The 12,509-nt window shown below is 65.4% G+C and carries 11 protein-coding genes and 1 pseudogene; 7 read left to right on the top strand and 5 right to left on the bottom strand.

The features are described from left to right. Positions 1-192: 192 nt before the first annotated feature. The 3 genes from ABNF93_RS32985 to ABNF93_RS32975 all read right to left on the bottom strand — a co-directional run bounded on the left by ABNF93_RS32985 (position 193) and on the right by ABNF93_RS32975 (position 3,910). Positions 193-570, bottom strand: coding sequence for a VOC family protein (locus ABNF93_RS32985; protein WP_349332190.1), 378 nt, complete (start codon positions 568-570; stop codon positions 193-195). 254 nt (positions 571-824) lie between these two features. Further along, positions 825-1,103 carry a hypothetical protein gene (locus tag ABNF93_RS32980; protein ID WP_349332189.1) on the bottom strand — a complete coding sequence of 93 codons (279 nt, stop codon included), beginning with the start codon at positions 1,101-1,103 and terminating at the stop codon, positions 825-827. A gap of 752 nt (positions 1,104-1,855) precedes the next feature. Continuing rightward, positions 1,856-3,910: a twin-arginine translocation signal domain-containing protein gene (locus ABNF93_RS32975; protein ID WP_349332188.1), complete on the bottom strand. Its 2,055-nt coding sequence runs from the start codon at positions 3,908-3,910 to the stop codon at positions 1,856-1,858. A gap of 927 nt (positions 3,911-4,837) precedes the next feature. On the opposite strand from ABNF93_RS32975, the pseudogene ABNF93_RS32970 reads away from it, so the two are divergent. Then, positions 4,838-4,945 (top strand): annotated as a pseudogene (locus tag ABNF93_RS32970) (SDR family NAD(P)-dependent oxidoreductase); the annotation flags it as partial. Between the two features lie 171 nt (positions 4,946-5,116). Further along, positions 5,117-5,629 carry a GNAT family N-acetyltransferase gene (locus ABNF93_RS32965; RefSeq protein ID WP_349332191.1) on the top strand — a complete coding sequence of 171 codons (513 nt, stop codon included), beginning with the start codon at positions 5,117-5,119 and terminating at the stop codon, positions 5,627-5,629. A gap of 249 nt (positions 5,630-5,878) precedes the next feature. Here ABNF93_RS32965 and ABNF93_RS32960 read toward each other — a convergent pair whose 3' ends face one another. After that, entirely contained in the window at positions 5,879-6,511 is a 633-nt protein-coding gene (locus ABNF93_RS32960) for a histidine phosphatase family protein (protein ID WP_349332187.1), read from the bottom strand. A 443-nt stretch (positions 6,512-6,954) separates the two neighbouring features. On the opposite strand from ABNF93_RS32960, the gene ABNF93_RS32955 reads away from it, so the two are divergent. Both ABNF93_RS32955 and ABNF93_RS32950 read left to right on the top strand, forming a co-directional pair. After that, positions 6,955-7,992, top strand: a complete 1,038-nt coding sequence (locus ABNF93_RS32955) for a phosphotransferase enzyme family protein (RefSeq protein ID WP_349332186.1) — start codon at positions 6,955-6,957, stop codon at positions 7,990-7,992. Positions 7,993-8,616: 624 nt separating this feature from the next. Then, positions 8,617-9,246 carry a class I SAM-dependent methyltransferase gene (locus tag ABNF93_RS32950; RefSeq protein WP_349332185.1) on the top strand — a complete coding sequence of 210 codons (630 nt, stop codon included), beginning with the start codon at positions 8,617-8,619 and terminating at the stop codon, positions 9,244-9,246. Positions 9,247-9,431: 185 nt separating this feature from the next. Here ABNF93_RS32950 and ABNF93_RS32945 read toward each other — a convergent pair whose 3' ends face one another. After that, the gene (locus tag ABNF93_RS32945) at positions 9,432-10,148 is read right to left on the bottom strand and encodes a class I SAM-dependent methyltransferase (protein ID WP_349332184.1); all 717 of its coding nucleotides are present in this window, start codon (positions 10,146-10,148) and stop codon (positions 9,432-9,434) included. A 224-nt stretch (positions 10,149-10,372) separates the two neighbouring features. Here ABNF93_RS32945 and ABNF93_RS32940 point away from each other — a divergent pair, with 224 nt between their 5' ends. From ABNF93_RS32940 to ABNF93_RS32930, 3 genes are all read left to right on the top strand, one after another. Continuing rightward, positions 10,373-10,855 carry a hypothetical protein gene (locus tag ABNF93_RS32940; protein ID WP_349332183.1) on the top strand — a complete coding sequence of 161 codons (483 nt, stop codon included), beginning with the start codon at positions 10,373-10,375 and terminating at the stop codon, positions 10,853-10,855. A gap of 310 nt (positions 10,856-11,165) precedes the next feature. Continuing rightward, positions 11,166-11,375 (top strand): hypothetical protein, encoded by a 210-nt coding sequence (locus ABNF93_RS32935; protein WP_349332182.1) that lies wholly within the window; start codon positions 11,166-11,168, stop codon positions 11,373-11,375. 566 nt (positions 11,376-11,941) lie between these two features. Further along, a complete protein-coding gene (locus ABNF93_RS32930; RefSeq protein ID WP_349332181.1) occupies positions 11,942-12,265 on the top strand; it encodes a hypothetical protein in 324 nt (107 codons plus the stop codon). The last annotated feature ends 244 nt before the right edge of the window (positions 12,266-12,509 follow it).

Below are 12,509 nucleotides of genomic sequence, written 5' to 3'. Positions count from 1 at the left end.
GGCTATCGCGCCGTTGCCACCCGATACGACAAACGCGACTACATCTGGCGCGGCACAATCGACATCGCATCGATCAGAATCTGGCTCCGCGACCCACCAACCCAAGATCTACGGGACACGCCCTAGTCGGGCAGCTCGTCCGCGCGACCGTCCTTCGGGGCAACGGCGGCGATGCCCCTTTAGGGGAAGTGGTCACGCGACTTGACACAGGCAGAACACGTGGCCGGCGGGATCCGTGCAGACTCGGACATGGCGTTGCGGCTGCCAGGGTGTGGGCTTGGCGCCAAGGGCGACGGCCTTGGCCAGCGCGGTGTCGAGGTCTCGTACCTCGATGTCGAGGTGGACCATCATCTGCTGCTGGTTGTCGCTGGTCGGCCAGGTGGGCGGCTGGTACCTCGGCTCTTTCTGGAACGACATCATGCGTCGCCCTACGGGGGACCTGAGGGCCACCCAGCCGTCGCTGTCGTTGACGATCTCCCAGCCGAGAAGCTCGCTGTAGAACGCCCCCAGCGCCTGCGGGTCGAGACAGTCCAGGACTGGGCTGACTGCAGTCACGATCTGTTCGTTCATGGCGGCCACGGTTCCATACGATGCTGACACCTTGTGTCAGGGGATGAGCACCTTGTGCAGACGTGGCGGTCATCTTGTCCGCTGAAGGATCCACAAACGGACACGATTGGCCGGCTGCCGGCGGGCCTTGACGTACGCGGGTACTTCGGCGGGAGAGTGTAGTGCCGAACTGTTGACCGGTTGGCGACTCATCGGAGGCGGTCACGCAGGGCCGCCTGGATCTCGTTGATCCGGTCCAGCACCACGAGGGCGGCCTAGTGGCGAGCTCGGCCGTACGCCAGGAGGGATGCGTCGACCACGCGTGGGTTGTCAAGTGGCTCGATGAGCGTGTGCAGCGAGGCCAGCGTCCATGCGCAGCCAACCGCGACCGCGGACACGAGGTCGTCCAACCGAGCCGCGGGGTGCTCCTCCCGGTAGGCGGCGAGTAGTTCGGGAAGCCCCGTGACCCATTGGTCGCCTGCGAGGATGATCTTGGGATCGCATCCAATCCTGCGTAGCCGGTGCCATATGCCTCGCCCGGGGCACCTCGTCACGAAACCTCGCGCGGATGGGTACGCCGATGGTGTCGGAACAGAGCCACGGACAGACAAGCTGCCGTGCCAACCGTCGAGCGATCATGCTCTTGCCGGTGCCGGGGAAGCCGCCGACGACGACAAGTGTCGGTGCCTTCGTGCTCATCCGACGGAGAGTACGGGCCGGTCACGCGGCGAGCCAGCACACCCGTCCCGAGCAGGGACCCGCGTCCTCACTAGTGCGGTCAAGGGACACAGTATCGGCGGCAGGCGCTGTGCAGCCTGCCCGTGTCCGTCATACGACGGACGCAAAGGTTCCTGCCCTGATAGTGCTGTCCTGGCGCTGGCCGACCGAGGGTGACCTATCAGCTGGCGTTCACCGCCTCCGGAGGCTGATCAAAGTGCGGCATGGGCTTCACGGCGGGACTTGTGGCGACCGACACAGGCAAGACGGTGTACTCCGACTCCGCCGGGTCAGTCGCCAAGAAGTGAGCCACCCTCGTCGACAGCAGCTCCGCGCGGCTGCGCTTCACGTCACCGCCCTGCGAGCATGGGCCGGTCGGGGCGGTGAGGCTCGCCAACCATGAGGCGACGAGCCGGGCCACGTTGATGGGAGTCACAGCTGCCACGCAGACAGCGACCGGGCCCAAGATCTGGCCGACGCCGCGAGAAGATCCCATTACCCCGCCACCAGTTGAGTGTGGTCGCGAAGCCGGTCAGCGCCGATGCGTCATGGTGCCGCGGCAGGCACGGTCCACGGCGGCCACCGCGCGTCACCCACGGCGGCCGGTATGCCCGGCGGAGGTGGCCTGCGACGCATAGCGCAGCAGGCGGGCCCCGTCGCTGAACCATAGGTTGCCGACGTCGTCCTGGTCGAGGCGGCGGGTGCCGCTCGGCCGGATGACGAGCACCTTGAACGACCGCGGGTCGATCCGGAGCAGCTGGCCGTCACTTGACACGTAGACGTACCCGTCGGGGTTGACGTGGAGCTCGTCCTGCCAGTGGGAGGATCCACCTGGCAGATCCTTGCGCCGGACGACCGTCCGCAGGGCTGGGTCGAAGACGAAGAGCGTCCCGCCGGCAAGTCCCCACAACCGCCTATCCGGGCCTTCGATGAGGGAGTCGATGGCGCCCGCCTCCCTGACCGGCGTGTACTCCGCGGTCTTCTCCCCGGTCGCCAGATCGACGGCGAAGAGCTTCGCCTCGGTCGCCTTCGGCGTCGTTCCGCCACCGCCGGCGATGGAGGATCCGCCCCAGAGTGTGTCGCCGACCACCGCCAGGGACACGACCGCCTGATCGGTAACGATGTTGCGCCGCACCGTATAGCTCTCGGTCGCGAAGTCATAGGCGGTGAGGGCCCCGCCCCACTGTCCGTAGTCAGGGGTGCTTCCCACGTAGAGGGTGTCCGGCGTTCCCGTGATCGCCACCGGGCGGTTCTGCCCGTGGTCGTTCTGGAGGCGGAACAGATCCCGGGGATTGGTGCCGAGGGAGTACGGCTGGCTCGGGTCGTACACCCACACTCCGCCGTACGGATAGACGCCCGCGTACAGCAGCCCGTCATGCCAGCCGAAACCGTCGGCCTGGCCGAGCCGGCCCAGCGTGGTGACGGTTTCCGTGGCCGGGTCGAACGACGCCATGTTGCCGTTGATGAAGAGGTTCGAGTAGACCTTGCCGTCTGGTCCGGCCGTAACGTTGGCGATGTCGATCGCCTGCGGCGGGAACGGCAACGTGAAGCTCTCGTGGGTGCCCGCATCAGGGTCGTACCACAGCGCCTGACCGGCGTAGTTGCCGATCGCGGCGTACAGCACGCCGTTGATGAACCCCCAGCCGACACCCGCGCCGGTCGCGATCGGCTGCCCGCTCGCGTCGAGCGCGGGGGCCGGAGCTTCGGTGGTGAGGTCGTATCGCCACAGCTGTCCGGACGAGGTGAAGTAGACCGACTCGCCGTCGGGTGCCAGCGGTGAAGTACCCCGCGACGTCATCGTGAAGCCGTCGGCGATCACGTCGCCGGTGTCCGGGTCGAGGACGAACGCCGTGCCCTTCTGGCTCAGCTTGACGAACAACCGGCCGCTGACGAGGTTGATGTCGTACGGGTAGCTGGGGGCGTCGCGGTACTGCTCGGGCAGGATGTCCCGCTTCTCGCCGGTGGTGAGGTCGAGCCGGACGAGGTGTCCGGCCGATCCGATCGCCGCCCAGAGGATGTTCCGTTCGGGGTCGACCGCGGTGTCGACGGCGTAGAACTGACCCTCGAACATCGGCCCGAAGTCCCGCGCGCCCTCGGCTGGTGAGTACGAGAAGGTGTGGGCGCCGGAATAGGTGCCGCCATAGACACGGCCGTCGAATCCGGGCCGGAGTCCGTAGAGGTAGGTCTGTCCCGCGGCCGGCGTGCCGAGGTCGACCACCTCGTCGGTGCTCGGGTTGTACTGGTAGAGGTGGCCTTCGTAATAGGTGCCGGCGTAGACGAGTCCGTCGCTGGCCTGGGTGATGCCCCAACCGCCCGACGACCCGGCGAGCGGGATGGTCCTGAGGAGTTCCCGGCTGATCGGGTCGATCACGGAGATGACTCCCGGCGTTCCCATCTGGATGCCGTAGAACACGGGCTTTCCGTCGCCGTCGCTGCCGAGATGGGCCTCGTGCAGCGTCAGCGCCGTACTCAACACACCGAAGTCGGTGACGATGCCTGGTGGGGTCGGCGCCGCCCACGCCTTCGGCGGCGCCGCTGTGACGGCGCCCAGTCCGACTGCGCTCGCCCCGGCCACACCCACACCTCGGAGGAAGTCCCGCCGTGTCGCTGCCGGCCGGGATCGCGATGGCTCAACCTCGTTCATGGTCTGCCCCTCTCAGCGCCACCGCTGGGCGCGGGTCCGCGGCGAATCCTGTCGTCTGACGTCGGCGACAGTATGGCGATCACCCGATTTACGGTCAAGACCACAAGTGTCGGCGATCACGGGGTTGAGGAAGATCGGTACAGCGACTAGCGCTAACGATGATCTTGTGAACGGGGCAGCGGCGGGCGGCTGAATCGTCGTGCGTTGTTCGGCTGTGCCGGTGGAGTTTCTGTCCGATGACCAGGTGGCCGCGTACGAGCGGTTCGTTGGTGACCTGACCGCTCTGAGCTGGAGGGATTCCTACTGGATGCCACCGCGCTGGACCTGATCGCGCACAAGCGCGGCGAACACAACCGGGCCATCGTACGAAGTCACGCACGCCTCAAGCTCGTCCGCAAGAGAATCCGCCGATCCCCCACCGGACCGGGCGGCTCGCGGCGTCAGGCGTCGGGATGGTGGTACAGACCTGTCGCAGAAGGTTGACGACATTCTGCGACAACGTGCGCCCGCACACTCGCGCACGCTGAGATCTTCACTGGGATGGTTCCGCACGCCTCGTGTGTCAGTCCTGCAACCACCACTGGTCACGGGATCGATCCGGCCCAAAAGGGTGGTGGGCCAAGTCTCGTTGGAACACAATCGTGGCGCTCACGGGTGGGGCCAAGAGTCCTTTTCACGGCCAGGCACCTCGGTGCCAGCCTCGACGCGCGGGCCACCGAGCAGATGGGCCAGTTCTTCGTCGTCGGGCAGCTGGTCAAGCCCTATCCCCGACCCCGTGACCTTCGCTCCACCAGCCACACAGGGGCTGTCGCGCGCAGACGAACCTGGGCTCGGTGAAGGTCACCACGAAGCCGGGCCAATCTAGCGCGGTCCTGGTCGCCGGAGGCCTCCTCCATGGCCGCCTTCGCGGCCTGACACGATGGCCGAATGAGTCCAGAACGTCCGGTCGCGCTCGTCACGGGCTCAACGTCCGGCATCGGCGAGGCGATCGCGCGTCGCTTCGCCGCCGATGGGGCTGCTGTTGTGATCCACTCCCGGCACAGCCGGGTGCGGTACGCCGGGATCCGTCAGAACGCTGCGGTCACGCCTCACCGGGTGGTGGTGAGGAGCAGAGCCAGCGCGTTCGGTTGTACCAGTGGCCGCCACCGCGCAGGTGGTGACGATCGCGCGTTGCACCCTCGATCGGGCCGCTTATGGTTGGTGGACGTGACAGACCACGCCATCCGGGCGGCAACGGCCGAGGACCTGCTTGCCGCTGCCGAGATCTACGCCCACTTCGTGAACCAGACCGTCGTCACATTTGACACGACGCCGCCGACTGTCGAGGACTGGCAATGCAAAGCGGACGACCTCGCCGCACGCGGCCTGCCGTTCCTCGTACTCGCCCTCGCGGGCACGGTCGCAGGGTTCGCGTACGCCGCGCCATACCGCCCGAAGGCCGCGTACCGTCAGACCGTCGAGAACTCCATCTACCTTTCACCGGCGTGGCTCGGCAAAGGGCTCGGCAAGCCGCTGCTGACCGCACTGCTCGCCGCGTGCGAACAGACCGACGCCCGGGAGATGATCGCGGTAATCGCCGACGCCGGCAACGACGCGTCGGTCCGGCTGCACCAGGCGCTCGGCTTCACCGAAGTCGGCCGACTTCGCCGGGTGGGCTACAAGCTGGACCGCTGGGTCGACACCATCCTGCTCCAACGCAGCCTCGCCAACGGCAACTAGCGGCCAGACAAGTCCGCCACGGGCGCGGCACGAGCTAGTAGTGCTTTGTTAGATGTGTCGTTCCGCTTTCTGGAGTTGATGTTCTGACATTAGGCCATCGCCTTCACGTCTTGCGCCAACAAGGCCGCCAGGACTTGATCTTGTACCGGGTCCTCTTGTCGACCGGGCCACGGACTGTTCCGGCTCAGCCGATGATCGCCCCGGCGACAACGATCGTGCGCATTCCGGCATGACAGTGCTGCCTTGGCGTCAGCCGCGGCGAAGGTGAGTGGTGTCGTTAAGTTCGACGAGAGTGCGGTTATGGAAGTAGTCGTCCTCGCGGAGGTGAGTGATGCTGCCCGCCTCGACTCGGAAACTGGCGTAACCTAGCGCATCCCACGGGATCCGAAGCCAGTGGACAATCACAAGACTTGCTGACCCGCCATGTGTCACAACGATCATCGTGCGAGAGGGTGCCCTCAGGATCTGGTCCATACCTCGGTAGACCCGACGCACCCATTCCAGTTTCGTCTCCGCGCCAGCGAGTCCCTCATCGTGGTCCATGCGCTCACCAATGGCCGGAGGTGGGATGAACCGCTCCCGGAACCAAGCATCCAGCTGTCCCTCACCTTCGCCGTACGACTTCTCGCGCAGTTCCCTCATGCTCACTGGTTCTCGACCCAGTCGCTCTCCGATTGCCTGGGCGGCCTGCCTGGTCCTCGTGAGGTCGGAGGTGAACACCAATACTCCAGCCCTGTCCTTTACCCGCTTAGCCAGGACATCAGCGACGAGTCCTGCGTGCACGAAACCTGTGGGCGTTAGCTCGGAGTCGTACCACCCTCCCACCCGGTCTTCCAAGTGGTGCGTGGCCTCGGGATGCGTGACGACGTACACGTCCAACATTTGGTGGATTCTGGCATGGCTGGTATCACGCACGCTCATCGGCACTCCGGACATCTAGTCCCGCGCCGGTGCGCCCAGTGACCTGGAGGTGATTGTCCAGCGGTCATGCACCCGACCAATGTCAGAAGATCAGTCACAGCCCGCGAACGGAGGACGAGGTGGGCGCGGCATGCAGGAGGGTTGTTCGTTTAGGGATCCCTCACCAGACGGCCTGGAGGGCTGAGCCGAGAAGCTGCAGCAGGTTGCTCACTCGGCGTACCCCAGCCTTGCAAAGGACCGTCGGGGGTTCACGCTGCCCTGAGCCTGGATCGTCGCCGCGTCCGAGGCTGCCGGTCGTGACCGTGGTTGACCGTTGCGGACCATGATTGGCCCTGGCTTGGGGCACGCGGAGGGCACGCCGACGCCACGAGCAACAGACTGGTGGTGGTCTAGGATGCCCAGCCATGGCAGCAGACCAGTCCCCGTGGGACTCGATGTCGGAGGGCCAGTGGCGTGCGTTTCTGGATCGTCGGATCGTTGGCGTCTCGGAGTGGCGAGCGGAGAAACTCAACGGCGTCACGAACGACACGTGGAAGCTGACGCCAGCGGATCCGGGGAAGACGAACGCAAGCTACGTCGCTCGCCACTATCGCCGCACGCAAGGTGCGGACGAACTCGTCTTCGAGCTAGCGGCGGTGCGGTACCTGGCCGAGCAGGGTTTCCCAGTGGCAGATGTCGTCGAAGCAAGAGACGGGGCACCCTTCGACCACATTCAGGGTCGTCCATGCGCCCTGTTCAAGTACGTGGACGGAACGGCCGGGGATAGCCCCGGAGAGACGGGCTGTGCCGACCTAAGCTCGGGTCTCACTGCAGCGCGCCTCCTGGCTGAGATGCACCTGGTAACTCAACGCCGAACCTTCCCTGGGTCTCGATCCGAGTACGGCGACCCGATCGCGCGCTTAACGCAATGGGTCAACAGTGAAGGCTCCGATCCCGAACTCGTCGATGTACCCGGCGGACCCGCGTTCCTGCATCATCTGACCCGACTCCTGCATACGCTGGACACTGAGCTGGAACACAGATCCAATGTGTGGGTCGGATTGGTGCATGGAGACGTCGCACCCAACAACCTGGTCACCGATGCCGCGGGCGAGGTCGCCGCACTGCTCGACTTTGATGACTGCCTGTACTCGTACGTCGTCTACGACTTGGCTTCGATCCTTTGGTACTGGGGACGTTCAGCGAGCGGCGACCTCGACAAGACGCGTATTCGAAACCTGGTCGATGCCTACTCCGATGTACGAGAACTAACAGCCGACGAACGCCACCTGCTGGCACCACTGTTCGCCGCCTACATCGCCGGGGACGCCATCGGGCAGATCACCTGGTGGTGGCGAGGAGCAGGCAAACCACGACCCGTAGCCTCAATCGAATCCGGCCGTGCCTACCTCGACCTCACAACCAGCCCCACAGCAGCCGATCTCTTCGTAGACCAGCCGTGATGATCCGAGATTTCCCATGCCCGGTGGCGGTGGACCTGAGATTCCTCTCTCGTCGGGCGGGCAGGCGTAGCCCATACCCGGGTTCTGAGCGGCGGGGCAGGCTCGACTCGTCGACCGTCAGGCTTGGCCTTGCCCCGCCGCTCAGGTTCCGGGTACGCCTTCGGGTGACCGGCCGACGAGAGAGGAACCCCACCCAGCTCTCACTATCCCTCTCTCGGAGGAAGGGCCGGGGGTCAGGGGCAGCGCCCCCTGGGTTCTCGTTGAGTGAGTCACCACCGGTTTCCGCCCGGCGAGCCCGAGGACGGCGCCCCGAGCGCCGCCCGCAAGGGCGGTAGCCGGGCGGTGCGCCGCGTCAGCGGCGCCTTGATCCGTATGGAGAGGGCTATCCGGCAATCGGCCGAATTCGCGGGTGTCTGGTGGGGGACCTCCCGCGTACGGATGCGGATCCCTACCCGTACGCAGAAGGCGCCGATATTTCGATAGCTGCCTGGCGGGTGCTCGGTCATAGTGTCCAGATGTCTGGTCGATACTACGAAGCGGAACATTTCACGGCGTACGAACGTCTTCGTCGCGAGGGCCTGAACCATTGGAGCGACCTGCACGCGGGTGGTCGCACCCTGGGGTATGAGGACTTCCAGGCCCGTGACTTCCTGGACCGGGTACTGCCGAGCGGCGACCGGGGCCAGAGGTCGTCGAGTGCTCGAGTACGGCTGCGGGACCGGGGCGGCGGCCTGCTTCCTGGCCGAGCGCGGCTTCCAGGTCGACGCTGTTGATCTTGTGCCGGACGCGATTGCGGTGGCCCGCCGGTTCGCGGCCGAGCGCGGCCTGGAGATCCGTTTCGCCGTGCAGGACATCTGTCAGTGGCCGGATGTCGACGATCGTTTCGACTACGTGATCGACATCTTCTGCCTCCAGTCCATCGTGACCGACGTCGACCGCGGCGAGGTGCTGGCGAGCGTGCACCGTCGGCTCGAACCTGACGGCCGCTATCTGATCAGCACCGCGATGCATGAACCCGGACGCGCCTACGACGAGGATCGCTATGACCCGAGCACCGGAATCGTCTGGACCCCCGTGCCGGCCGAGGTCACCGATTCGGTCCGGTTCGGCGGCTCCTGGTACGTCCCGAATCGCCGGCACCTGACCGCCGAAGCCCTGCGCCTCGAACTGGAACGCCATGGCTTTCAGGTCCTGGAACAGTCCGGTCGGTTCGGCGGCGAACTCGTGTGCACGCCGGCGGATTTGACCGGGTAGGACGCTCGTCGCCGAACCGACTCGCCAACGAGCCGATGATGTGTCCGTCAGGGGAACCTCGACCGAACGATCAGACAGTGTTCAACCGCGGCGGCGAACTCGAAGCATCTGTCTCGTAAGCGGATCCACAAACGGACAAGGCAGGTACGGACCCTGGGTCGCGAGCCAAAGCCGGTTGCCGGTTCTCACCGGCGTTGGACGACCAGTAGGTCCCAGGACTCCGTCGTCTCGTACCCACGCGGGCCCGCGGCTGTTGCGAGGTAGCGGTTGAACGGTTCAAGGTGCGCTGCTGGGTCGAATGCCTCCGGGAACGGGGCGGCCTTCATGTAGAAGACGAGGGACTCCAGGTCACAGAACCAGGCTCGGTTGTCGATGTGTCCGGTCGCGACGATGTGGCAGTCCAGGGCCGCGAAGGTCGCGGAGATCTCGTCTCGACTGAGCAACGGGTCGCCTTGGTCGGCGAAGACCCGCCGCCAGTACGCACCGCTGGTGCCCCAACCAAATGCGTCAAGGATGGGCTGGCTCATATGCTCGCCGACCTGTTGGCAGACGAAGTAGCCGCCGCGGCGAAGGACACTGACGATCTGCTCCGGCCAGAATCGCGTGTTCCGGGTGAGCAGCACGTCGAACGAGTCGGCGTCGAACGTCAGGGCGCGTCCGTCCATCACGTCGAAACTGATCCGATCCCGCAGTGAGCCCGGCCTGTTGCGATTCGCCGTCCGCACCATGTCTGGGTTGTTATCGACGCCAACGCCCTCGGCGTACGCATCGGCTAGTTCGATGAACAGCTCACCGCCGCCAGTGCCGACGTCGAGCACCCGGTCCGTCGGTCGGAGGAAGCGGCGGGCCACATCCTCGTACTCCCATGGTCCCCTGCTTGTCGGCCAGGGCGATGTCGTCACCCGCTGCCAGGCGATCTCGGATACCTGGGATATCGCCTTCAAGTGCCCGGTAGTGCAGTTCCTGACGACCCTCGCGATCCATGCCGACAGTCTGTCCGATCACACGATCGCTCATCGGCAGGATCGGGCTTCACTCTCGGCGGCAGTGGAGGACGGTTCGGCGCCGCAGAGCACCGGGTCCTAGGCTCTGCCTGGGCTGAGCACGCCGTCGAGAGGGGCAGTCGATGCAGTCAAGGAAGCGATTGTTGGTAGAGAAGTTGGCACGGCTGGGGGTCGAGGACCCGGAGGGCGCGGCGAGGTCCGAAATCACCGAGGACATCCCTCAGGTTGCCTTAGCCAGACTGGAACGACTCGTGCGGACGAATCTGATGCGTCGACGTGAAAGCATGGACATCTGGTGGGCCAACCTTCAGCGTGAGCGAGATCGTCGCCCGGAATCGCGCCCAGCCGTTGTCGCAGAGGTGATCGCCAAGTGCCTCGACGCTGGGATCACTCTGGACGAGCTGGGGGTGATTGTCGAAGACGTCGCGTCCGGGACAGCGCACGGCTTTGCATACTTGCTGGGCGACCCCTACGACGACGAGCTCGGCGACCCTAGCGACTTGCCATCGTGGGTACTTTGTGAAGTGAGTCCTGACGATGAGGGTGGCCAGCTGACCGGGCGGACGATGGGGGGACTGCATGAGTTTCTGGGGCCCAAGGAGTAGCGGCACAAGCGCGGAGCGTCGCCCGCACATCGGCCCGCGCGGATCGCGGCATGAGCGTGCGTTTGCTGCGGTACCTTGCCGGTCGTGGCCGAACGAGTTGAGCCGTATGACCTTGGCCCGGGCGTTGCGCTTCGTTGGGAGCCGAACGCGCCCGACGGACGACATGGGTCGTGGTGCCCTGGCCCAGCGTGCACATCCAAACGACCCGGACCGACGCTGCGTCGTACTGCGATGGGACGTCGTGAGATATGCGCTCATGGGTCCGCCCAATGATGAGTCTCGGAACCAGCATCGGCTTTACGAAGCAGGTTTGAAGAACGTCGACTGGCTCGGAGTCGTGCGTGACAGCAGCCTGGTCGCAGGCCTACGACCCATGTGGAGCCGCGACGCGATCTTCGTTCCGCTTCACTACGTGGTCATCTCAAAGGAGTGCGTCGTGGAGGTTCTGGCCGAGAACGTCGACGTGTTCCGTATCGGCGGTAGCCCGCCGCAGGCCGCACCATCGAGCCTGAGTCCGTAGGCGCGTCGACTGCGACCAGAGATGCTCTGTCATGGCATGACCGCGCGGAACGCGGCATGTGAGTGCGTTTCGTGACCGCCGGTGGTTCTCAGACGTCTGCTGCGAGGATCTGCTTCATGGATGCCGCCGACGAGATCTGGAACCCCGCCGCTATGAAGGGCGGAGGCCCCAACCCGAGCCTGGGCGACCTTGCGCTGACCTCTGTTCTCCGCCTGCATAATCTGGCCATGAGCCCGCCGCTTGACACACATAGAAGCGTCTGTGAGGCTGCAGTTCCTTAAACCGAGCACCAGCACCTATACCACCGTCAAGACCATCCGTGCCAACAGCGCCGGCACCTTGAAGACCTCGGTCACCGCAGCCACAGACTGCTACTGACGCTACAGCTTCGCGGGCACCATCAGCACAGCCCCCGTCAAACCTATCGGCGACTATGTTGAGGTCCGGTCAGCGCGCCCGACACATCAGGCGTCGCATCCACTGGGTCGAACTGGCGCTCTGGTGCACCGACGACATGCCGGGTGCTTCGGTCGCGAGCGGCAAAGCTGGCGATGGAAGGAAATCACATGGGTATGCCTCCGCCGCCAGACGAGAAACCACGTCGCCGCGCAAATCCGGACGCGTTCGCGTGGGCCTTCCTGATGGCGGTCGTCGTCACCATCGCCGGCATTCTGATTGTCGCCATTGCTCTCGGTCCACCCGGATCCGCCGAAGGGCTCGGTCGGGTCTTCGGACGGTTCGCCTTTCCAGCACTCGTGGCCGCACTGATCACTAGTCTCATAGCCCGCCGTAGTCGCCAGGTCTGGGCCTGGTGGCATTACCTTCCGCCCGTCGCTTCCATCACGGTCGGCTTCTTAATGCTGGCTGCGATGGGTCAGATGAACGCCTGAACGCCCCTCGCTCCGCCCGGACCCGACCATGGCCTGCCGAGGTAGGCAGCCACTTGATCACGGTCGTAGCGCAGGATAGCGGCCCGAACGGGCGCGTCCGTGATTGCCCACGCAACGGCGCGCCACACGGCAAGAGCCGCGCCGTCCTGGTTGTTGACGTGAACCTCCAGAAGGGATTCAGTTCCGCGTCGTCCTCGTACTCCAGGTCCCACAGCCCGGGCCAGCAGGGGTCAGGAACGTCGGC

The sequence above is a fragment of the Actinopolymorpha sp. B9G3 genome, from assembly GCF_040120725.1.
Lineage (GTDB): Bacteria > Actinomycetota > Actinomycetes > Propionibacteriales > Actinopolymorphaceae > Thermasporomyces.
The sequence above is the reverse complement of the archived record's forward strand: the minus strand, read 5'-3'. Positions and strand labels throughout refer to the sequence as shown.

Excerpts from the sequence above, each read along its gene's own strand:
- ABNF93_RS32975 (WP_349332188.1), bottom strand. The coding sequence starts at position 3,910 with ATGAACGAGGTTGAGCCATCGCGATCCCGGCCGGCAGCGACACGGCGG.
- ABNF93_RS32940 (WP_349332183.1), top strand. The coding sequence starts at position 10,373 with ATGCAGTCAAGGAAGCGATTGTTGGTAGAGAAGTTGGCACGGCTGGGG.
- ABNF93_RS32955 (WP_349332186.1), top strand. The coding sequence starts at position 6,955 with ATGGCAGCAGACCAGTCCCCGTGGGACTCGATGTCGGAGGGCCAGTGG.
- ABNF93_RS32985 (WP_349332190.1), bottom strand. The coding sequence starts at position 570 with ATGAACGAACAGATCGTGACTGCAGTCAGCCCAGTCCTGGACTGTCTC.
- ABNF93_RS32960 (WP_349332187.1), bottom strand. The coding sequence starts at position 6,511 with ATGTTGGACGTGTACGTCGTCACGCATCCCGAGGCCACGCACCACTTG.
- ABNF93_RS32950 (WP_349332185.1), top strand. The coding sequence starts at position 8,617 with ATGAGGACTTCCAGGCCCGTGACTTCCTGGACCGGGTACTGCCGAGCG.
- ABNF93_RS32930 (WP_349332181.1), top strand. The coding sequence starts at position 11,942 with ATGGGTATGCCTCCGCCGCCAGACGAGAAACCACGTCGCCGCGCAAAT.